Origin of the sequence: Actinoallomurus liliacearum, assembly GCF_039542035.1 — a bacterium.
Lineage (GTDB): Bacteria > Actinomycetota > Actinomycetes > Streptosporangiales > Streptosporangiaceae > Actinoallomurus > Actinoallomurus liliacearum.
Genome location: NZ_BAABHJ010000003.1, coordinates 105486 through 125113 on the forward strand (window position 1 = coordinate 105486; position 19628 = coordinate 125113).

Genomic DNA, 19628 nt, shown 5'->3' on the forward strand with positions numbered 1-19628 from the left:
CGAATCCTCATGTACCGATACCGCCCAAACACACCGTTGGGACCCCTCAAATGCTTTTCGACGTCACGTGGATGAATCGCGCAGAGTGCCAGAAGGCCGACCCGGAGCTCTTCTTCCCGATCGGGAACGGGAGACTGACTCCGCACCAGGTCGCCGAGGCGCGGGCGGTCTGCGGACGGTGCCCGGTGAGCTCGGACTGCCTGCGCTACTCCCTGGAGACCGCCCAGGGCCACGGCGTCTGGGGCGGCGCCGACGAGGAGGAGCGCCGGACCATGCGCTCCCGCGCCCAGCGGCGAGGGCCGGTCGGCGCGGCCCGGTAGGGGCGCGGCCGACCGGTCCGGTGAGGGTGGCTCCTACCGAGTCGTCGTGCGGGGCCGTCGTCTTCAGCGCCTGAACAGGGCGGCCGGGGAGACGGCCTGCGCCATGCGCACCCGGGCGATCACCGCGAACAGCACGCCGAACACCGCCGGGAGCGCCGCGAAGGCGGGGACCAGGACGAGCACCTGCGTGATGACCGCGCCGATCATCAGGCCGATCAGACCGAGCGCGGCCCAGGCGGCGAGCCGGGGGATGAGCAGGCCGATCGCGCCGGCGGCCTCGACCACGCCGGTGACGTACCGGAACCACTGACCCCAGCCGATCTTCGCGAACGTCTCCACCGCGTCCCGCTGGCCCGCGAACTTGGGCGCGGCCGAGGCGATCAGCAGGAACGCGGCCAGCAGGATCTGGATCGTCCACAGCGTGATGCTCAGGGCGCGCCCGCCGGTCGTGCGCGAAGCGGCGATCGTACGGGTGGTGGCGGTGGTGTCGGTGGCGAGCATGGCGTCTTCCTTCCGGTGAACTGTGACGGCGTCTTCCCGGCCGCTGCTCACGCGTCGAACGGCGCCCCGCCGGATCGACACCTGACCCAAAGATTTTTCGGCGAACAATCTCTTCAGGATGTGTCGATCCGGCCAGGAGCCGTTCGACGCGTCGGCAGAGGCGCCCAAGAGGGCGGCCGGTTCGTCCGGCGCCACCTCCGGAGAAGAAGGAGATCACGACGATGCGGTTCCTCATGATGACCAAGGACCAGTCGGCGGGCGGGCCGCCGGACGAGAAGCTCATGGTCGAGATGGGCAAGTTCATCGACGAGATGACCCGGGCGGGCGTGCTGCTGGCGACCGGCGGGCTGAACCCCGAGGGCATCTACATCAAGTCCGAGGGCGGAAAGATCACCGTGACCGACGGGCCCTTCACCGAGGCGAAGGAGGCGGTCGTCGGCTTCGCGCTCATCGAGGTCCGCTCGAAGGAGGAGGCCATCGAGCTGTCCAAGCGGTTCTGGCAGATCGTCGGTGACGGCGAGGGCGAGATCCGCGAGATCTTCGGCCCGCCGCAGTAACCCCGGAAGCCTCTGGAAGAAGGAGACACGGCCCCGGCGACCGCGCGTCGCCGGGGCCGTGTCGGTTCGCGTCCGCGCGTCGTACGGCGTCGCGGCGGGTTGCGCGCGGCCGGACCCCGGTGCTCTGATCGGCTGCGTGACGACATCGGATGTGCACCGGACGATCGACGCGATCTGGCGGCTTGAGTCGGCGCGGATCATCGCCGGCCTCACCCGGATGATGCGTGACGTCGGCGTCGCCGAGGAGCTCGCGCAGGACGCGCTCGTCGCCGCCCTCGAACAGTGGCCGGAGGAGGGCGTCCCGGACAATCCGGGCGCCTGGCTCATGGCCACCGCCAAGCACCGGGCGATCGACCGCATCCGCAGGGAGAAGCGGTTCGAGCTGAAGCAGCAGGAGATCGGCCGCGATCTCGAGACGCGTCAGGACCCGACCGACGCCGAGCTGGAGGCCGCGCTCGAGGAGGACCTGGGCGACGACCTGCTGCGCCTCATGTTCATCTCGTGCCATCCGGTGCTGTCCACGGAGGCGCGGGTGGCGCTCACGCTCCGGCTGCTGGGCGGGCTGACCACCGATGAGATCGCGCGGGCGTTCCTCGTCCCCGAGGCGACCGTCGCCCAGCGGATCGTCCGGGCGAAACGGACGCTCGCCAAGAAGAAGGTCCCGTTCGAGGTGCCTCCGGAGGCCGAGCGCGCCGCTCGCCTGTCCTCCGTCCTGGAGGTCCTCTACCTCGTGTTCAACGAGGGGTACTCCGCCACGGCCGGAGACGACTGGACGCGTCCGGCGCTCTGCCAGGAGGCCCTGCGGCTCGGCCGGGTCCTCGCCGAGCTGACGCCCCAGGAGGCGGAGGTCCACGGCCTGGTCGCGCTGATGGAGATCCAGGCCTCCCGGCTGCGCGCGCGGGTGGGCCCGTCCGGGGAGCCGATCCACCTCCTCGACCAGGACCGCGCGCGGTGGGACCACCTGCTCATCCGCCGCGGGTTCGCGGCGTTGCTGCGGGCCGAGAAGGCCGGCGGGGGGGTCGGCCCGTACATGCTGCAGGCCGCGATCGCCGCCTGCCACGCCCAGGCGCCGACCGCGGAGGACACCGACTGGGCGCGCATCGCCACCCTCTACGAGGCGCTCGGGACGGTCACGCCGTCTCCCGTCGTCGAGCTGAACCGCGCGGTCGCGGTCGCCATGGCGTACGGCCCGGAGCAGGGGCTCGGCATCGTCGACGAGCTCGCCGAGGAGCCGGCCCTGCGCGACTACCACCTGCTGCCGAGCGTGCGCGGTGACCTCCTGGCCCGGCTCGGCCGGTCCGCGGAGGCCCGCGCGGAGTTCGAGCGCGCCGCGTCGCTGACCCGCAACGACCGGGAGCGCACGCTGCTCCTGGACCGGGCCGCCGCCTGCGACGAAGCGGCCACGGCGGCCGACTGACCGCCTCCAACGCCGGAGACGGCGGCCCCCGACCGGACGCGTGGGCTGACTCCCGGCGGCCGGCGTCCGAGACGGTGGTCCGCCGACCGGGCGCGACGGCCGGCACGCGGCCGACCGGGCCGGACGTCCGCAGGCCCCGGCTCAGGCCGGTCGGTGGGCCGGGGCGCTCGTCGGGTCGCCGCTCGCGTTCCGCACCGAGAACTCGAGCCGGTCGTCGTGGACGGTCACCCGGACGTCGTCGCCGGGGCCCAGCCGGCCGCCCAGCAGCATGCTGGACAGGCGGTTGTCGATCTCTCGCTGGATCGTGCGCCGCAGCGGCCGCGCGCCGAACTCCGGCTGGTGGCCCCGGCGCGCGAGCCAGTCCACCGCCTCCTTGGTGAACTCGATCGACAGGTTCTGCGCGCGCAGGCGGCGCCGGGTCTCGTCCAGCAGCAGGTCCGTGATCCGCCGCAGTTGCTCGGCGTCGAGACGGCGGAAGACGATGATCTCGTCGACGCGGTTCAGGAACTCCGGGCGGAACGCCTCGCGCAGCCGCCGCATGATCCGGTCGCGCAGCGACGTGTCCTCCGTGCCGCCCGCGTCGGAGAAGCCGGTGGCCAGCCCGCCGGTGCCGATCACGTCGGAGCCGAGGTTGCTGGTCATGATGATGACGGTGTTGCGGAAGTCGACCGTACGGCCCTGGGCGTCGGTGAGGCGCCCGTCGTCGAGGAGTTGCAGCAGGACGTTGAAGAGGTCCGGGTGCGCCTTTTCGATCTCGTCCAGCAGCACCACCGAGTACGGGCGGCGGCGTACGGCCTCGGTGAGCTGGCCGGCCTCCTCGTAGCCGACGTAGCCGGGCGGCGCGCCGGTGAGCCGGCTGACCATGTGGCGCTCCTGGAACTCGCTCATGTCGAAGCGCACCATCCGGTCCTGGCTGCCGAACAGGGCCTCGGCCAGCGCGCGGGCCAGCTCCGTCTTGCCGACGCCGGTCGGCCCCAGGAACAGGAAGCTGCCGATGGGCCGGTTCGGGTCGCCGAGACCCGCGCGGGAGCGGCGGACCGCCTCGGCCACCGCGGCGACCGCCTCGTCCTGGCCGACGACCCGCTGGTGCAGGTGCTCCTCGAGGCGGAGCAGGCGTTCGCGTTCCTCCACGGTGAGCTGGGCGACCGGGATGCCGGTGATCCGCGAGACGACCTCGGCGATGTCCTCGGCGGTGACCTCGGGCACCGTCGCGGCCTCGTCGTCCTCGCCGGTCGTGGCGGCGACGCGATCCTCGAGCTCGACGATCTGGTCGCGGAGGGCGGCGGCCTTCTCGTACTTCTCGTCCGCGACGGCCTGGTCCTTCTCCCGGCGGCGATGGTCCAGCTCCTCCTCGAGGCGCCGTACGTCGCGGCCGGGGGTCGTCGTGCGCAGCCGGACGCGGGCGCCGGCCTGGTCGATGAGGTCGATCGCCTTGTCCGGCAGGAACCGGTCGGTGAGGTACCGGCCGGCCAGGTCGACCGCCGCGGTCAGCGCCTCGTCGGTGAACCGCACCTGGTGGTGGGCCTCGTAGCGGTCCCGCAGCTCGCAGAGGATCTCGACGGAGTCCTCGGGGCTCGGCTCGGGCACGAGGATCGGCTGGAAGCGGCGTTCGAGCGCGGCGTCCTTCTCGATGTTCTTGCGGTACTCGTCCACGGTCGTCGCGCCGATGACGTGCAGCTCGCCGCGCGCCAGGGCGGGCTTGAGCATGTTCCCGGCGCTCATGCCGCCCTCGGCGCCACCGGCCGTCACCATCGTGTGGATCTCGTCGATGAACACGAGGATCTCGCCGGCGTGCGTGCTGATCTCCTCGACGACCTTCTTCAGCCGCTCCTCGAAGTCGCCGCGGAAGCGGGTCCCGGCGACCAGGCCGGCCAGGTCGAGCTGGATCAGGCGCTTGCCGCGCAGCGTCTCCGGCACCTCGCCCTCGACGACGCGCTCGGCGATGCCCTCGACGATCGCGGTCTTGCCCACTCCGGGATCGCCGATCAGGACCGGATTGTTCTTCGTGCGCCGGGACAGCACCTCGATGGTCTGCTCGATCTCCTCGTCGCGGCCCACGACGGGGTCGACCTTGCCCTCGGCGGCCATCGCGCTGAGGTCGCGCCCGTACTGGTCCAGGGTGGGCGTGTCGGACGGTGGATGCGCGGCGGGGCCGCCGGGCGCGCTCCCAATCGCCGACCGCAGGGACTCCGGCGTGATCCGCGCGGCCAGGAGCAGGCGGCCGGCCGCCGACTCGGGATTGGCCGCGAGCGCGAACAGGATGTGCTCCGGGCCGATGTAGGAGGACTCCAGGGCACGGGAGATCTGGTGGGCGTCCAGCAGCGCCCGCTTGGCGGAGGGCGTGAGCCGCGCGGAGATGTCCTCGCGGGCCGGGCCGCGCCGGACGTGCTCCGCGGCCTGCCGGGCGAGCGTCTCCGGGTCGGCGCCGGCACGGTCCAGCAGGTGCCGGGTCACGTCCTGACGGGTCGTCGCCCACAGCAGGTGGTCGGTGTCCAGGTCGGGGCCGCCCCACTCGGCCGCCTTGACGGCGGCGTCGCGGACGAGCTCCCGGGCGCCCTCCGTCATGAACCGCGCGATGTTGACGCGGTTCGTGGGCCGCCGGGGCGCACCCGCCCCGAAGAATCGGGCCAGGAACTCCTCGAACTGGTCTGACTCTCCGTTCTCGTTCCGTCCTTCGGACATCTCACCCTCCTCACCAGGCGTACCCCGGCGTGCGCTTTCCCCTGCTCGCGCGACCCCTACCCGAGGCGGGGATCCAAAACGTGCACCGGCGGCCGACGGTCAGCGGTAGTCCTCGTCGACGTCGGCGCGGGCGGTGGCCTGCTGTTCGAGGACGTCGGCCTCGTTGGCGTCGAGCGGAAGCTCCTCGCCGGGCGGCGGCTCCGTGGAGCCCTCCTCTTCTTCCCCGGCGGTATCGAGGCGCTGCTCGATGAAGTCGGCCTCGGGCTCCTCGATGCCCGGTGTCTCGTCCGGTATCGGATCGGCGTGGACGACCTCCTCCGGGTTCGCCGGCTGGCCCCGGTTCGGAAGATCACGTTCGGTCATGGAGGCTCCTCACGAGCTTGGCGGGAGTGATGGGCAGGTCGCGGACGCGCCGGCCCGTGGCGTGGAAGACGGCGTTGGCGATGGCCGCGGCGGTACCGACGATGCCGATCTCCCCGATGCCCTTCGCGCCCATCGGATTGAGGTACGGATCGTCCTCGTCGATCCAGGCGACGTCGATGTCGGGCACGTCAGCGCAGGCGGCGACGTGGTACTGCGCGAGGTCGTCGGTGAGGAAGTCGCCGAACCGCTCGTCGACGACGGTCTCCTCCAGCAGCGCCATACCGAGGCCCATGGTCATGCCGCCGATCAACTGCGAGCGGGCGAGGTCTGGGTCGATGATCCGCCCGGCGGCGAAGACGCCGAGCAGGCGCGGGACGCGTACCTCGCCGGTGTCCGTGTCGACCCGGACCTCGGCGAACTGCGCGCCGAACGCGTGCCGGGCCAGCTCCGAGTCGCTCTCGACGTCCTCGGTGGTGTCGGCGGTCCCGTGCTCGCCGTTCTTCAGCAGCGCCTCGCAGGCCTTGACGACGGCCGAGCCCCAGGAGGCGGTGCCCATCGACCCGCCCGCCACCGGGGCCTGCGGCAGGGCGCTGTCGCCGACCTCGACGCGCACCCGGTCCGGGGACACGCCGAGGGTGTTCGCCGCGATGCGGGTCAGGGCGGTACGGGCGCCGGTGCCGATGTCGGCGGCGGCGATCCGGACCGCGAACCCGCCGTTCTCGATCGTGACGCTCGCCTCGGCCGGGCGGCGCTTGGAGGGATAGGTGGAGGCGGCGACGCCGGTGCCGACGAGCCACCGGCCGTCCCTGCGGACGCCCGGTTCCCGGTCCCGGAGATCCCAGCCGAAGCGGCGGGCGCCCTCGCGCAGGCACGCGACCAGGTTCCGGGAGCTGAACGGCAGCCCGCTCTCGGGCTCGGTGTCCGGCTCGTTGACGACGCGCAGCTCGATGGGGTCCATCCCGGCGGCGTGCGCGAGCTCGTCCACGGCCGACTCGAGCGCGTACATGCCGGGGCACTCCCCGGGCGCGCGCATCCACGACGGCGTCGGCACGTCGAGCCGGACCAGCCGGTGCGTCGTACGCATGGCGGGCGTCGCGTACATGACCCTCGTCGGCGTCGCGGTCTGCTCGGCGAACTCGGTGACCGTGGAGGTCTGCTCGATCACGTCGTGCGCCACGGCGGTGAGCCGCCCTTTGTCGTCGGCGCCCAGCCGCAGCCGCTGGATCGTCGGCGTGCGGTACCCGGTGACGTCGAACATCTGCTGGCGCGTCACGGCGATCTTGACGGGCCGGCGTACGGCCCGAGAGGCGAGCGCGGCCAGGATCGCGGGCGGCCGGGTGGTGCCCTTGCTACCGAACCCGCCGCCGACGTGCGGGGCGACCACCCGGACCCGCTCGGCGGGCAGGCCGAGGACCGCCGCGATCGTGTCCCGGTCGGCGGACGCGCCCTGGGTGGAGTCGTACACCGTCAGCCCGCCGTCGTCGTCCCAGACGGCGAGGGCGGCGTGCGGCTCGATCGGGTTGTTGTGCAAGGCGGGCGTCGTGTAGGTCGCGTCGACCGTGACCGCCGCGTTCGCCAGCCCGGCGGCCAGGTCGCCGTACCCGGTGTCGGTCGGCAGGGCCGGGTTGACCTTCTCCGGGCGGTACCGGGCCGGGTGGTCCGGGCGCAGCCGCACGTCGTGCGGCTCGGCGTCGTACTCGATCCGCAGCGCCTCCCCGGCGGCGCGGGCGATCTCCAGCGTCTCGGCCACCACCAGGGCGACGATCTGCCCGTGGTAGGCGACCGTACGGTCCTGGAAGAACCGCAGCTGCGGCTCGGCGTCCTCGGCGAGATCCGGGGGATCGTCGCTGGACAGCACGGCCAGCACGCCGGGCGTCGCCAGCGCCGCCCCCGTGTCGATCGACCGGATCCGCCCCCGCGCGACGGTCGACTGAACCAGATGGGCGTACGCGATGTCCCGGGCGGTGTACTCGTACGCGTACGTCGCCCGTCCGGTCACCTTCTCCAGGCCCTCGACGCGATTCATGAGACGAGCTCCAAGAGTGTGCGGACGATGAGGTTGCGGGCCAGCGGCACCTTGTAGCCGTTGTGCGGCAACGGCCGGGCCTGGTCGAGCTCCGCGTCGGCGGCCCGTACGAACTCCTCCTCGCGGGCCGGCGCGCCGCGCAGCGCCTCCTCGGCGCGGCGGGCCCGCCAGGGCGCGTGGGCGACGCCGCCGAGCGCGATCCGGCAGTCGCGCACGGTTCCATCCTCGGCCATGTCGAGGACCGCGGCGATGGAGACCAGCGCGAAGGCGAACGACGCGCGCTCGCGCACCTTGTGGAAGCGCGAGGCCCCGGCCGGGGGCGGCGGCAGCTCCACCGCCGTGATCAGGTCGCCGGGCTCCAGCACGGTGTCGCGGTGCGGCTCGTCGCCCGGCAGCCGGTGCAGCCCCGGCATGGGGATCGTCCGGTCGCCGCCCGGCCCCGTCACGAGGACGCGCGCCTCGAGGGCCGTGAGGGCCACCGCCAGGTCCGACGGATGGGTGGCCACGCACTGGTCCGAGTACCCGAGGATGGCCAGGTTGCGGTGGTCGCCGTCGATCGCCGGGCAGCCCGAGCCCGGGTCGCGCTTGTTGCACGGCTTGGAAACGTCCTGGAAGTACGGGCACCGGGTCCGCTGCAGCAGGTTGCCGGCGACGGTGGCCATGTTGCGGACCTGACCGGACGCCCCGGCCAGCACGGACCGCGTCAGCATCGGGTAGCGCGCGCGGACGGCGGGGTGCAGCGCGAGGTCGGTGTTGCGCACCACGCCGCCCACGCGCAGGCCGCCGTCGGTCTCCTCGATCCGGTCGTACGGGAGGCGGCTGACGTCGACGAGCCGGTCCGGCCGGGCGACGCCGAGCCGCATGAGGTCGACGAGGTTGGTGCCACCGCCGAGGTACATGGTGCCCGGCCGGTAGGCGCCGACCGCCTCGGTCGCGTCATGGGCCAGTGCGTACTCGAACGGCTTCACCCGGCCACGTCCTGGATCGCGGCGACGATGTTGACGTAGGCGCCGCACCGGCACAGGTTGCCGCTCATGCGCTCGCGAATCTCCTCGGGGGTGAGCGGGGGATCGGCGGTGAGGTCCGCGGTGATCACGCTCGGCCCCGTCTCGGCGGGCAGCCCGGCGGCGGAGCAGAGCTGGCCGGGCGTGCAGTACCCGCACTGGAACGCGTCCCGGGCGAGGAACGCGGCCTGCAGCGGGTGCAGGCCGTCCCCGTCGGCCAGCCCCTCGACCGTCGTGATCTCGGCGCCGTCCTGCGCGACGGCCAGGGCGAGGCAGGCGTTGGCCCGCCGCCCGTCGATCAGTACCGTGCAGGCGCCGCACTGCCCGTGATCGCAGCCCTTCTTCGTGCCGGTCAGACCGAGGTGTTCGCGCAGCAGGTCCAGCAGTGAGACGCGGTTGTCGACGACCACGGAGCGCTGTTCGCCGTTCACTCGGAGGTAGATCTCCGTCATGCGCGCTGCCCTACCCGGGACTTTCCGCGCTAACCGCGCGTGACCGGGTGGCCGTGCGCATGGTCGTGGTCCGCGTGGTGACGTGCGTGGCGGCCCAGGCGGTGCACCGCACGCCGACCCATGAGCAGGTCGGCGAACGCGGCGAGCAGCGCGGCGACCACGAAGGTGAGGATGACGAACAGCCCGTGCTGGAACGCCACCGCCCAGCCCCCGCGCGTGCCGCGCACCGCCGCGAAGAACACCGCCCCGACCGCCGCGATGCCGACCGCCGTGCCGATCCGCTGGCCGGTCTGCAGCACGCCGGCGGCGCTGCCGCCGCCCTCGGGCGGCACCTCCGAGAGAGTGATCGTCTGGTTGGGGGCGATCACCAGGCCGCTGCCGAGCCCCGCCACGAGGAACGGCGCCGCGGTGGCCAGGGCCACCTGCCGGCCGGAGTCGAAGTGCACGGCGAGGAGCACGCCCGCGAGCCCGACCCCGACGAGCACGAGACCGACCGCCACGAGCGGCCGGCCGAACCGCGAGACGATCCGGCCGCCGACGGCGGCCGCCGCGCCCGACCCGACCGCGAACGGCGTGATCGCCAGCCCGGCCTCGAGCGCGCTGTAGCGCAGGCCGTTCTGCAGGTACAGCGTGAAGATGAAGAAGATGGCGGTGAACCCCGCGAAGTACAGCAGCGCGATCGTCGAACCCAGCGCGTACGAGCGGCGGCGGAACAGGCCGAGGTCGATCGTCGGCTCGCGGTGCCGCCGCTCCCACCAGAGGAAGGCCGCCAGCAGCACGGCGGCGGCGGGCACCAGCAGCCATTTGCCGCTGCCGTGCCACTGTTCCTCCTGGACGAACGGGAGCAGCAGGGCCACCACGCCGATGCCCAGGAGCAGGACGCCGACCGGGTCCAGGCTCTGCGGACGACTCGCCCGGCTCGGCGCCGGCAGCAGCCGCCAGGCCAGCGGCAGCGCGATCAGCCCGACCGGGACGTTGACGTAGAACACCCACCGCCAGCCCTCCTGCGCCCCGGCGAGCGCGATGATCGCGCCGCCGAGGATGGGGCCCGCCGCGGTGGCGATGCCGATCGTGGCCCCGAGGGCCCCGAACGCCCGGCCCCGCTCCGGCCCCCGGAACATCACCTGGATCAGGCCCGCGATCTGCGGGTTCAGCATGCCGCCCGCCACACCCTGGACGAGCCGGGCGGCGACCAGCCAGGTGATGTTCTGCGCGATGCCGGCGGCGGCGCTGGCCAGGGTGAACACGACCAGGCCGGCCATGAAGGCCGCCCGGCGGCTGCGCGCGTCGCCGAGCCGCCCGGAGGGGACCAGGACCAGGCCGAACGTCAGGGCGTACCCGCTGAGGATCCACTGCAGGCCGTCCGGCGACGCGTGCAGGCCGGCGCGGATGGACGGCAGCGCGACGTTGACGATGCTGACGTCGAGGAGGGTCATGAAGGCCGCGACGAGGCAGATCGACAGCGCCTGCCAGCGGTGCCGCACGAGACGCTCGGTGTCGTCAGGGCGCTCGGGGGAGGCTTCCGTCTGCATGAGGCTGCTGTGCTCCGGACAGATCCGTCCAAACTTCCCGCGTGGTCGCCGGGTGAGGGCCGGGCGGAGAACCGGCCCTCACTCATCCGCCTTTCGTCAGCCGAATGAGACCGAGTAACTGTTGGTCGTGAAATTCAGGCCGCCGCTCGAGGACGTTATCTCGAACCCGAACTGCACGTTTCCGACCGTGATGTCGCCGAACCATCCGGCGCTTCTGATCCAGTTGAGCACGGCGCGGACGTCGACGCTCCCGGACGAGGTATTGCCCGATCGGACGAACGAGAAGACCTGGTTGGAGCCGTTGCTGCCCTTGTAGACGCTCCATGTGTGCCCGCCGACGGACACGCTCGTCTGGTAGGAGCCGAGCGGCCCGACGGCGCCGGTCTTGTTCATCCACAGCATGATCTCGTAGGCGTTGTCGCTCGACCAGACGTCGTAGGCCGACTCGTACGCCCCGGACCCGGGCGCCGTGACGTTGAAGCTGCTCTTCAAGGAGCTCAACGAGCTCAGCAACCTGCCGACGTACTTCGTGACGTTGGGATAGGACTTCACGCCGCCGGTGTTCGGGTGGTTCGCCCAGACGCCCCAGTTGCCGTAGGAGTTGGCCCAGATCGTCTGCGGGCCGGCGCCGCTGCCCCAGACGTCGTTGTAGAGGGTGTACCCGCCGTTGGACCAGGTGGCCCACTGGTCGGAGGACGACCAGGTCGCGGCCCGGGCCGTGCCGGACCACAATGCGCACACCAGTGTCAGGACCAATGCGGGCACCGAGAATCGTGCCGCTTTCATTCGATGACCTCTCTGTCGAATAAGTGTCGAAGCGCTTCGACGTTAATTCGACGGGAACGGGGAAGAGGAAACCGCGGTGCCCCACACGATAGAAGCCGGATTGCGGCCGTGCAACGGCTGATTTACAAGCGTGTTATCGCGCTGTTTCGAATGGTGTGACGGCGGCTTCGTCCCGGAGGCCGATCGCGTCGGCGTGAGGGCCGTCGGTGACGTCCCGACCGCGACAGGGGCGTTCCGGCCGCGCGATGGTCTGCGGTCCGCCCGAGAATGGACGAAACCGCGTGTCCCGGCCGGGCCCGGCCGGGACCTCGTGCGTTCCCGTGGCGCGGAAGGTAGCCTTTCGGCTTCGAGGCCCCCAAGTAGTGTGAGCCGGACGGTAGGTGACGACCGGCTTCCCCGGTTCACGGAGAAACGCGCGGATTTCATGGCGAGGCAGTCCGAACGGCCGGCGGCGACCGGTCAAGCGCCACCCCTTTCGGCGGCGACCGGTCCGGCTCCGGCCCTCCCGGCGGTGACCGGCGCGGAGCCGGCCATCCCGGGATCACGCTCCGCCCGGGAGCCCGGCCGGGCCATCAAGCCGGGGCGGCACGGGCTGCCGCCGGAGACCGTCGCCGACATCCAGCGGGACCGGCTCATCGACGGTTTCGTCCAGGTGGTCGCCGACCACGGCTACCCGCGTACGACGATCAGCAAGATCACCGAAGCCGCCGGGGTGACGAAGAAGACGTTCTACGTCCACTTCACCGAGATGGACGACTGCTTCCTCGCGGCGTACCAGCGAGGCACCGGCATCCTCCTCGACCGGATGGCGCACGCGTACCACGCCGCGCCCTCCTGGCCGGAGGGCATCCGGGGCGGATTGCGGGCCATGCTGGAGCTGCTGGCCGCCGAGCCCCGGTTCGCCCGGTTCGCCCTGGTCGAGGTCAACGCGGCCGGCCCCCGGCTGCGCAAGGCGCGGATCGAGCACCTCGCGCGCTTCCGTAAGTTCTTCACCGACCCGGCGTACGACCTTCCGTCCCTGCCCACGGTCGTCATCGACGCCATCATCGGCGGGATCTACGGAGCGGTCTACGCGGCGGTGGAGGCGGGGGAGGGCGACCGCCTGCCGGAGATGCTGCCGTCGCTGGTCTACTTCGCGTCGCTGCCCCTCGGTCACGAGGAGGCGGCGGCCCAGCTGGACGCGGACGATCGACCCTCGCGGTAGAACGCCAGCAGGAAGTCGGTGAGCGGGTCCGCCAGGTCGGGGAGTTCGGCGGTCCGGTCGCTCTCCACGTGGTTGTAGACCATCGTGTAGACCCCGCCGATGATGGCGTTCCGGATCTCGTCCGGGATCCGTGGGATGCCGGGTCCGCCGAGGAACGACCGGAACCTCGCCAGGAACGCCAGCCGCGCCCGGCGCACCCGCGGGCCCGCCGTGCTCGCGTCGATGACGGACATCCGGGCGAACGCCGGGTCGGCGGCCGCCAGCTCGAGGGCCGCCCGTAACCCGGCGCGGACCGCCGCGGGCCATGACGACTCCGCCCGGTAGGCGGTCTCGGTCCGGGCCAGCAGGACGCGCGTGCCGCGCTCGTACGCCGCCAGAAAGCAGTCCTCGAGGTCGGCGAAGTGGGCGTGGAACGCACTGGCGGGCAGCCCGGCCGCGGCCGTCACCTCTCCGACCGTCGTCCGCGGGAATCCGCGCACGGCCACCACGGCGACGAGCGCGTCCATCAACCGCGCCCGCCGCGCCGCATCCGCTTCCGCGTCCGCCGACCGTGCCCGCTGCGTCGCGGCGTCCGCGTCCGTCGGCCGTGCCCGCTGCGTCGCGGCGGTGTCCGCATCCGGCCCGCCCGAGCGTTCGCGGTCCGAGGCTCCGTCGCGCATGGGTGACCTCCCGTCGGTGGCCCCGTCATCAGGCTGTCTACCGCCTGCCGGTGCACGCGTAAATGGCGGCCGGGCCCCCGATTCGGTGCGGCGGCGGCCGGATCCGGCCGTTGGCCCGGCCGTGGTTGACATGAGACACCGTACGGTTTCTATTTGCAGGAAGCTCGTTTGTTACCGACAAGTTTCGTACCGCAAATCGTCCTCGGGGGATGAGTCCCAAGGAGGCGGTGGCATGCGCCATCGTGGATCCAGAGCGGGAGCGGTCCTGCTGGCCGCACTCGCCGTGGCACTCCCGTACCTTCCCGCGGAGGCCGCCGCGGGAACGGTCACCGAGTTCTCGGCGAGCATCCCCGACAGCACCCCGCTGGGCCTGACGGCCGGGCCGGCCGGCAGCGTGTGGTTCACCGAGCACGCGCGGGGCCTCGGCCGCGTCGACGCCCTCGGCGCGGTGAAGGAGTTCCCCGTCCCGGCGAACTCGCAGCACCACGTGGCCGTTCCCGAAGGGGCCGCGACCGCGTCGGACGGCACGGTGTGGGTCACCGACGCGTCCACGGTCGTGCCGCGCGTCGGGAAGGTCAACCCCACGACCGGCGCGGTGACCGCGTACGAGGTGCCGACCACCGGCGACGTGAGCTTCGCGGGCGGCCAGCTCACCGACATCACGGCCGGTCCGGACGGCGCCATGTGGTTCGCCGGCGGTCCGTCCAGCGCGGTCGGCCGGATCACCTCCTCTGGCGCCGTCACCGCGTACGCCACCGTGGGCCTGTCGCCGTACGCGATCACCACGGGCCCCGACAAGGCGCTGTGGTTCACCGACACGAACGGCGGGTCGATCGGCCGGCTCGATCCGGCGACGGGGAACGTCACCACCTATTCGCCCGACTCGGCGGGGTCGGGCAACCCGGCGGCCGGCGGGATCACGGCCGGCCCGGACGGCGCGGTCTGGTTCACCGAGCCCGGTGTCGGCAAGATCGGCCGGATCGTCCCCGGCACGGGTGCCATCACCGAGTACGCGGTGCCGACCGCGAACTCCGCTCCTGAGGGAATCACCGCCGGCCCGGACGGCAACCTGTGGTTCACCGAGGCCGCGGCCGGCAACGTCGGCAAGATCGTGCCCGCCTCAAAGAAGATCTCCGAGTACCCGCTGCCGAACGCCCTGGCGGCGCCCATGCGCATCGTCAAGGGGCCCGGAAGCACGCTGTGGTTCACCGAGGCGGGCACGGGCGCCGTCGGCCGGCTGAACCCCTCCGCGCCGCCCTCCGGCTCGCCGCACGCCGCCGCCCCGCCGCTCGTCGACGGCATCAACCCCCGCGTCGCCGCGTCCTTCCAGGGGCGCTGCCCGACCTCGGCGATCATCTGCCAGACCCAGATCACGACGGGTGGCAGCGTGAAGATCGGCGGCTTCAGCCAGACGATGCCGCCCGGCGCGCTGCGCGTCACCGGCTACGTCACCTCGCTGGGCTCCGGCTCCGCGACCCTGCAGCCGCCGCTGACCGGATCGGAGTTGGAGTCCGTCCCGGTCGATGTGCCGGGAGGCATCATCGGCACCCTGCCGCTCATCGGCCCGGTCCTCGGCATGACCCCGGCGGCGATGCTGCCGTTCAACAAGCTCACGATCACCCAGTCGCTGGCCGGACCGGTGACCGTCGGATTCGGTCCCAGCGGCCTGCAGGCCACCGCGACGCTGAACATCCAGCTCAACAACCAGTTGCTCGGCACGAGCTGCGTCATCGGGCCGATCACCGCGAGCCTGGCGCCGGCCGACCAGTCCGGTGGCTCGACGCACGACCCGCAGCTCGGCTGGCAGCCCCTGAACGTCGAGATCAAGGACGACACCCTGTCCGTGCCCAAGGCCCACGGCTGCGGCCTCGGCGGAATCCTCGACGGGGTCATCAACTCGACCATGGGCCTGCCGTCGGCCTCCGGAAACAGCCTCGACCTGCCCGCGATTCTCAGCGTCGGCGCGGGGGCGCATTCCTGAGTCACTTCCTGAGTCACGGAAGGAGGTCGTCACCCCCCGCACCGCACCGTCCCGCTGTCCCGACAACCCGCCACCACCCGCAACACCCGAGACCGGTGACGCCGGTCCCGGCCCCCTCACGAGAGGTACGCACATGATCTCCAGAACGGCGAAGCTCGCCGCGACCGTCACCGGGGCGGGCGCCCTGGTCGCCATGATGGGCGGCGTCGCCTACGCGGCGGGCGTCAGCCCGACCAACACCGCGATCACCGCCACCAGCAGCAGCGTGAAGTTCGCCGGCACCCTGTCCGGTCTGTCCTTCTCGGTGACCTGCACCGGCTCGACCATCAAGTTCACGACCCCGGCGTCGGGCTACGGCCCGGTCAACATCAGCCCGGACCCGACCTTCACCGGCTGCACCGACAACTTCGGCGGCACGGCCACGATCACGGCGAACCACACGAACGGCAGCTGGACGCTGCTGGCCATCGCCAGCCCGACGTCGGTCAAGATCACGATCCCCAAGGCGGGCGTGACGGTCTCGACGACGACGCTGCCCGGCTGCGTCGTGACGGGCGCCCCGACCGCCGCGGCGCCGATCACGGCGAGCTACAACAACACGACCGGCAAGGCGACGTTCACCAACGCGAGCGTGCCGTTCTCCGGGAACGCCGCCTGCGGCACGATCAGCCCGACCGGCACCGCGACCGGCGTCTACACCACGAGCCCGACGGTCACGATCACCTGACGTACGCGACCGAGGGACCAGCACGAGCAGGGGCCGCCTCCGGGCGGCCTCTGTTACTCCCGTACCGCCCGGTGACCGGAACCGGACGGGCGGCACTGATCGGCTTGACGTGAAACACCCGTGGGTTTCTAGTGGCCCACTATGAAGATCCTAGGAGGCGATGGCATGCGCCATCGTGGTGTGCGCGCGGGGGTCCTCGCGTCGGCGGCCCTGCTCGGCGCGGTCGGCCTCAGCCCGGCCTCGCCCGCCGATGCCGCCGCCGGCGTGACCGAGATCGGACTGCCCGTGCCCGACGTCACCCCGGCGGGCCTGGCCGCGGGCCCGAACGGCAGCGTCTGGTTCGCCGAGAACGCCGGTGGCGTCGGGAAGATCGACTCGGCCGGCAAGGTCACGGAGTACGCCCTGCCCGCGAACTCGCAGAAGACGCAGGGCGCGGCCGACGGGATGACCGCCGGGCCGGGCGGCCGGCTGTGGTTCACCGACTCCTCCGTCGACGTCCCCCGGGTCGGCTACGTCGATCCGGCGACCGGGAAGACGACCCTGTTCGAGGTGCCCACCACCGGCGACGTCAACTTCGCGGGCGGCAGGCTGACCGACATCGTCGCCGGTCCCGGCGGCGCGATGTGGTTCGGCGGGGGCGCGGCACCGGCCATCGGCCGGATCACCTCCTCGGGCACCGTCACCGTGTACGCCACCGCCGGCGCGGCCGTGTACGGCCTCGCGGCGGGCCCGGACGGCGCGGTCTGGTACACCGGCACCGACGGATCCATCGGCCGGCTCGACCCGGCGACCGGCGCGGTCACCACCTATGACCCGCCGTCCGCGGGCAGCGGCTCGCCGTCCCTCGGCGGGATCGTCACGGGCCCCGACGGCGCCCTGTGGTTCACCGAGCCCGGCGTCGGGATGATCGGCCGGCTCGACCCGGCGACCGGCGGCATCGACGAGTACCCGGTGAACACCGCCGACTCGGCGCCCATCGGCATCACCGTGGGCCCGGACAAGCAGATCTGGTTCACCGAGGCCGCCGCCAGCAACATCGGCAGCGTCGACCCCGGCTCCGGTGCCGTCACCGAGTACCCGCTGCCCGCCACGCTGTCCGCGCCGATGCGGATCGCGTCCGGTCCGGGCAAGCGGCTCTGGTTCACCGAGTCCGGTAAGGGGGCCGTCGGCAGCCTCGACCCGGCCGCGCCGCCGACCGGATCGCCGCACCCCGCCGTCCCGGCGGTGGTGCACGGCAGCATGCCCCAGGTCGCCGCGAAGTTCCAGGCCCAGTGCCCGCAGAACCACGCCTGCCAGACCCAGGTCACCTCCGGCGGCAGCGTGAAGATCGGCAGCTTCGCCCTGACCCTGCCGCCGAATGCGATCCGCGTCACCGGCTACATCTCCTCCCTCGGCCCGGGCAGCGTCCTCAACCCACCGGTCATGGGGGACCAGCTCGTGTCGCAGCCGGTCGAGGTGCCCGGCGGCCTGATCGGACAGCTACCGCTGGTCGGTCCGGTGCTGGGCAAGACCCCGGCGGCGCTGCTGCCGGTCAACCGGCTGACCGTGACGCAGACGCTGGCCGCGCCGATCACCGTCCAGCTCGGTCCGGGCGGCATCGAGGCGACCGCGAAGCTGAACGTCCACCTCAACAACCAGTTGCTCGGCTCCACCTGCGTCATCGGCCCGATCACCGCGAGCCTGACCCCGACGATCCTCGTCCCGGGCGGGGCCGGCGACCCGGAGCTGGGCTGGACGCCCTACCCCGTGCAGATCAACAACAAGATCGCGGTGCCCGCCGCCAAGGGGTGCGGCCCCGCCTCGATCCTCGACGGCGTGATCAACCAGATGATGGGCCTGCCGTCGAGCTCGGCGAACAACTCCATGAACCTGACCGGCGTCATGAGCCTGGGCGTCGGCGTCAACCCGGCGGACACCCCGGCGGTGCGGTCCACCGCGTCCCCGTCGGTGCTGTCGAAGCTCGTCGCGGGACTGCGTCCGCAGCCGAAGGCCAAGAAGGCCGCCGCGAAGCGCGTCAAGGCGCCGAAGAAGGTGACGGTCAAGCTGAAGGCCCGGCACTGAGCGTTCGTGAGTGGGGCGCCGGCCGCAGGACCGGCGCCCCACCGGCTCCGGGGCGTCGGCCGAGCCGCTGCGGAGGCCGACGGTTCTCGCCGGCGGTCCCGGCCGAGGAGGAGAACGCCGACAGCGCCGCCTACCTGGCCACCGACTCCTGGTGGGGTCCGAGCTGACGCCCGCCGTGGACATGAGGCGGAGATGGCTTCGATGCCCCACTGGACAGGTGTCAGGGGACGAGGATGAGACGGATCGGGTCGCCGGTCTTGTTCTCCAGCCGGTGGACCGCGTCGGCGGCGTCGGCCAGCGGGATGTGGTCGGTGATGGAGGGGGCCAGGTCGAGGCGTCCGCTCGCGGTCAGCCGCACGAGTTCGGTGACGGACTCGGGGAAGCCGCCGTAGTGACCGCGCACCTGCTTGCACAGGTAGTTGAAGGTCAGGCCCTCGGTGATGGTGAGCGGCTTGGGCGTGATGCCGACCAGGATGAGGACGCCGCCCAGGCCGAGCACCGCGCCGGCCTGCTCGCGGACCGCCGGCACGCCGGCGCAGTCGAAGGCGAAGTCCAGGCCTCGCCCGGCGGTGGCCGCGCGGATCTGCTCGGCGAAGTCCGGGCCGGCCGGGTCCAGGGCCAGGTCGGCGCCGAAGGCCAGAGCGCGCTCCCGCGCGCTGGGTAGCGGGTCGATGGCGATGATCGGCGCGGCGCCGACCAGGCGGGCGAGGCGCACGTTGTGCGCGCCTACTCCGCCCACGCCCCAGACGCCCACGGACTGGGCGGGGCGGACGCCTGCGGTGGCGACGACGGCGGCGTAGGGGGTGGAGACCGCGTCAGGGATGATCGCGGCCTGGTCGAAGGGGAACTGGTCGGGGATGGGAACGAGGGTGTCCTCGCGGGCGATGGCGTACTGGGCCCAACCGCCGTCGTAGTCGATTCCCCGGGTACGGACCCGGCTGCACGGACGGCGGCGCGCGCAGTCCTCGCACTGGTCGCAGCTCTGCCCGGCCTCCAGGGTCACGCGGGCGCCGACGGTCAAGCCCCGCTTGAGGCCGGGGCCGAGCGTGTGGATCACGCCGGAGACCTCATGGCCCACGGTGATCACGTCAGAGGTGGCGAACAGCGGGAGAAGGGTGCCGTCGATGAGGTGGACGTCCGACAGGCACACGCCTGCGGCCTTGACCTGGATGAGTACCTCGCCCGGGCCGGGCACGGGAATGGGGACCTCCTCCACGGCGAATCTCTTGCCATCGAGGTGGAAACGTCCGGCGAGCATGGTGTCCATGGTGACGTGCTTTCTGTGAGTGGTGATCTTCGGTGGTTCGCCGGCGGGGAGGCCAGGTCATCCCTCGCCGGCGGGCTGGAGGGGTCGGG

General features: G+C 72.3%; 17 protein-coding genes. 7 read left to right on the forward strand and 10 right to left on the reverse strand.

What is annotated here, in order from left to right; all coding sequences use genetic code 11:
• Positions 1-71: 71 nt before the first annotated feature.
• On the forward strand, positions 72-320 hold the full coding sequence (locus tag ABD978_RS06395; RefSeq protein ID WP_345349875.1) for a WhiB family transcriptional regulator: 249 nt from the start codon (positions 72-74) through the stop codon (positions 318-320).
• A gap of 63 nt (positions 321-383) precedes the next feature.
• Here the strand turns inward: ABD978_RS06395 and ABD978_RS06400 are convergent, their stop codons facing one another.
• Entirely contained in the window at positions 384-821 is a 438-nt protein-coding gene (locus ABD978_RS06400; RefSeq protein ID WP_345349877.1) for a DoxX family protein, read from the reverse strand.
• A 221-nt stretch (positions 822-1042) separates the two neighbouring features.
• Between ABD978_RS06400 and ABD978_RS06405 the strand changes: the two genes are divergently transcribed.
• Together ABD978_RS06405 and ABD978_RS06410 are read left to right on the forward strand one after the other, a co-directional pair.
• On the forward strand, positions 1043-1378 hold the full coding sequence (locus tag ABD978_RS06405) for a YciI family protein (RefSeq protein WP_345349880.1): 336 nt from the start codon (positions 1043-1045) through the stop codon (positions 1376-1378).
• A gap of 136 nt (positions 1379-1514) precedes the next feature.
• Complete coding sequence (locus tag ABD978_RS06410) at positions 1515-2795, forward strand: RNA polymerase sigma factor (protein WP_345349883.1); 1281 nt, start codon at positions 1515-1517, stop codon at positions 2793-2795.
• A 141-nt stretch (positions 2796-2936) separates the two neighbouring features.
• On the opposite strand, the gene ABD978_RS06415 is transcribed toward ABD978_RS06410, so the two are convergent.
• From ABD978_RS06415 to ABD978_RS06445, 7 genes are all read right to left on the reverse strand, one after another.
• A complete protein-coding gene (locus tag ABD978_RS06415; RefSeq protein ID WP_345349886.1) occupies positions 2937-5477 on the reverse strand; it encodes an ATP-dependent Clp protease ATP-binding subunit in 2541 nt (846 codons plus the stop codon).
• 99 nt (positions 5478-5576) lie between these two features.
• A complete protein-coding gene (locus tag ABD978_RS06420; RefSeq protein WP_345349889.1) occupies positions 5577-5840 on the reverse strand; it encodes a hypothetical protein in 264 nt (87 codons plus the stop codon).
• Positions 5827-7866, reverse strand: a complete 2040-nt coding sequence (locus ABD978_RS06425; RefSeq protein ID WP_345349891.1) for a xanthine dehydrogenase family protein molybdopterin-binding subunit — start codon at positions 7864-7866, stop codon at positions 5827-5829. Before ABD978_RS06425 ends, ABD978_RS06420 begins: the two co-directional genes overlap by 14 nt.
• Positions 7863-8834 carry an FAD binding domain-containing protein gene (locus ABD978_RS06430; RefSeq protein WP_345349894.1) on the reverse strand — a complete coding sequence of 324 codons (972 nt, stop codon included), beginning with the start codon at positions 8832-8834 and terminating at the stop codon, positions 7863-7865. The genes ABD978_RS06425 and ABD978_RS06430 overlap by 4 nt, the downstream gene beginning before the upstream one ends.
• Positions 8831-9322, reverse strand: a complete 492-nt coding sequence (locus tag ABD978_RS06435) for a 2Fe-2S iron-sulfur cluster-binding protein (RefSeq protein ID WP_345349897.1) — start codon at positions 9320-9322, stop codon at positions 8831-8833. The genes ABD978_RS06430 and ABD978_RS06435 overlap by 4 nt, the downstream gene beginning before the upstream one ends.
• A gap of 29 nt (positions 9323-9351) precedes the next feature.
• Positions 9352-10854: an MFS transporter gene (locus ABD978_RS06440; RefSeq protein WP_345349900.1), complete on the reverse strand. Its 1503-nt coding sequence runs from the start codon at positions 10852-10854 to the stop codon at positions 9352-9354.
• Positions 10855-10950: 96 nt separating this feature from the next.
• Positions 10951-11640, reverse strand: a complete 690-nt coding sequence (locus ABD978_RS06445) for a glycoside hydrolase family 12 protein (RefSeq protein ID WP_345349903.1) — start codon at positions 11638-11640, stop codon at positions 10951-10953.
• A gap of 511 nt (positions 11641-12151) precedes the next feature.
• On the opposite strand from ABD978_RS06445, the gene ABD978_RS06450 reads away from it, so the two are divergent.
• On the forward strand, positions 12152-12844 hold the full coding sequence (locus tag ABD978_RS06450; protein WP_345349906.1) for a TetR/AcrR family transcriptional regulator: 693 nt from the start codon (positions 12152-12154) through the stop codon (positions 12842-12844).
• Here the strand turns inward: ABD978_RS06450 and ABD978_RS06455 are convergent.
• Positions 12793-13503, reverse strand: coding sequence for a TetR/AcrR family transcriptional regulator (locus tag ABD978_RS06455; RefSeq protein WP_345349909.1), 711 nt, complete (start codon positions 13501-13503; stop codon positions 12793-12795). The two genes, ABD978_RS06450 and ABD978_RS06455, sit on opposite strands and share 52 nt — an antisense overlap.
• 232 nt (positions 13504-13735) lie before the next feature.
• Between ABD978_RS06455 and ABD978_RS06460 the strand changes: the two genes are divergently transcribed.
• The 3 genes from ABD978_RS06460 (at position 13736) to ABD978_RS06470 (ending at position 18272) form a co-directional block, all read left to right on the forward strand.
• Entirely contained in the window at positions 13736-15484 is a 1749-nt protein-coding gene (locus tag ABD978_RS06460) for a Vgb family protein (RefSeq protein WP_345349912.1), read from the forward strand.
• A gap of 133 nt (positions 15485-15617) precedes the next feature.
• A complete protein-coding gene (locus ABD978_RS06465) occupies positions 15618-16211 on the forward strand; it encodes a hypothetical protein (RefSeq protein WP_345349915.1) in 594 nt (197 codons plus the stop codon).
• Between the two features lie 165 nt (positions 16212-16376).
• On the forward strand, positions 16377-18272 hold the full coding sequence (locus tag ABD978_RS06470) for a Vgb family protein (RefSeq protein ID WP_345349918.1): 1896 nt from the start codon (positions 16377-16379) through the stop codon (positions 18270-18272).
• A 220-nt stretch (positions 18273-18492) separates the two neighbouring features.
• Here ABD978_RS06470 and ABD978_RS06475 read toward each other — a convergent pair whose 3' ends face one another.
• Positions 18493-19530, reverse strand: a complete 1038-nt coding sequence (locus tag ABD978_RS06475) for a zinc-binding dehydrogenase (protein ID WP_345349921.1) — start codon at positions 19528-19530, stop codon at positions 18493-18495.
• Positions 19531-19628 lie beyond the last annotated feature (98 nt).

What these genes read in the sequence shown, in the direction of transcription:
- ABD978_RS06395 (WP_345349875.1), top strand. Translation starts at nt 72, where the DNA reads ATGAATCGCGCAGAGTGCCAGAAGGCCGACCCGGAGCTCTTCTTCCCG.
- ABD978_RS06400 (WP_345349877.1), bottom strand. Translation starts at nt 821, where the DNA reads ATGCTCGCCACCGACACCACCGCCACCACCCGTACGATCGCCGCTTCG.
- ABD978_RS06405 (WP_345349880.1), top strand. Translation starts at nt 1,043, where the DNA reads ATGCGGTTCCTCATGATGACCAAGGACCAGTCGGCGGGCGGGCCGCCG.
- ABD978_RS06415 (WP_345349886.1), bottom strand. Translation starts at nt 5,477, where the DNA reads ATGTCCGAAGGACGGAACGAGAACGGAGAGTCAGACCAGTTCGAGGAG.
- ABD978_RS06420 (WP_345349889.1), bottom strand. Translation starts at nt 5,840, where the DNA reads ATGACCGAACGTGATCTTCCGAACCGGGGCCAGCCGGCGAACCCGGAG.
- ABD978_RS06425 (WP_345349891.1), bottom strand. Translation starts at nt 7,866, where the DNA reads ATGAATCGCGTCGAGGGCCTGGAGAAGGTGACCGGACGGGCGACGTAC.
- ABD978_RS06435 (WP_345349897.1), bottom strand. Translation starts at nt 9,322, where the DNA reads ATGACGGAGATCTACCTCCGAGTGAACGGCGAACAGCGCTCCGTGGTC.
- ABD978_RS06440 (WP_345349900.1), bottom strand. Translation starts at nt 10,854, where the DNA reads ATGCAGACGGAAGCCTCCCCCGAGCGCCCTGACGACACCGAGCGTCTC.
- ABD978_RS06445 (WP_345349903.1), bottom strand. Translation starts at nt 11,640, where the DNA reads ATGAAAGCGGCACGATTCTCGGTGCCCGCATTGGTCCTGACACTGGTG.
- ABD978_RS06455 (WP_345349909.1), bottom strand. Translation starts at nt 13,503, where the DNA reads ATGCGCGACGGAGCCTCGGACCGCGAACGCTCGGGCGGGCCGGATGCG.
- ABD978_RS06460 (WP_345349912.1), top strand. Translation starts at nt 13,736, where the DNA reads ATGCGCCATCGTGGATCCAGAGCGGGAGCGGTCCTGCTGGCCGCACTC.
- ABD978_RS06465 (WP_345349915.1), top strand. Translation starts at nt 15,618, where the DNA reads ATGATCTCCAGAACGGCGAAGCTCGCCGCGACCGTCACCGGGGCGGGC.
- ABD978_RS06470 (WP_345349918.1), top strand. Translation starts at nt 16,377, where the DNA reads ATGCGCCATCGTGGTGTGCGCGCGGGGGTCCTCGCGTCGGCGGCCCTG.
- ABD978_RS06475 (WP_345349921.1), bottom strand. Translation starts at nt 19,530, where the DNA reads ATGCTCGCCGGACGTTTCCACCTCGATGGCAAGAGATTCGCCGTGGAG.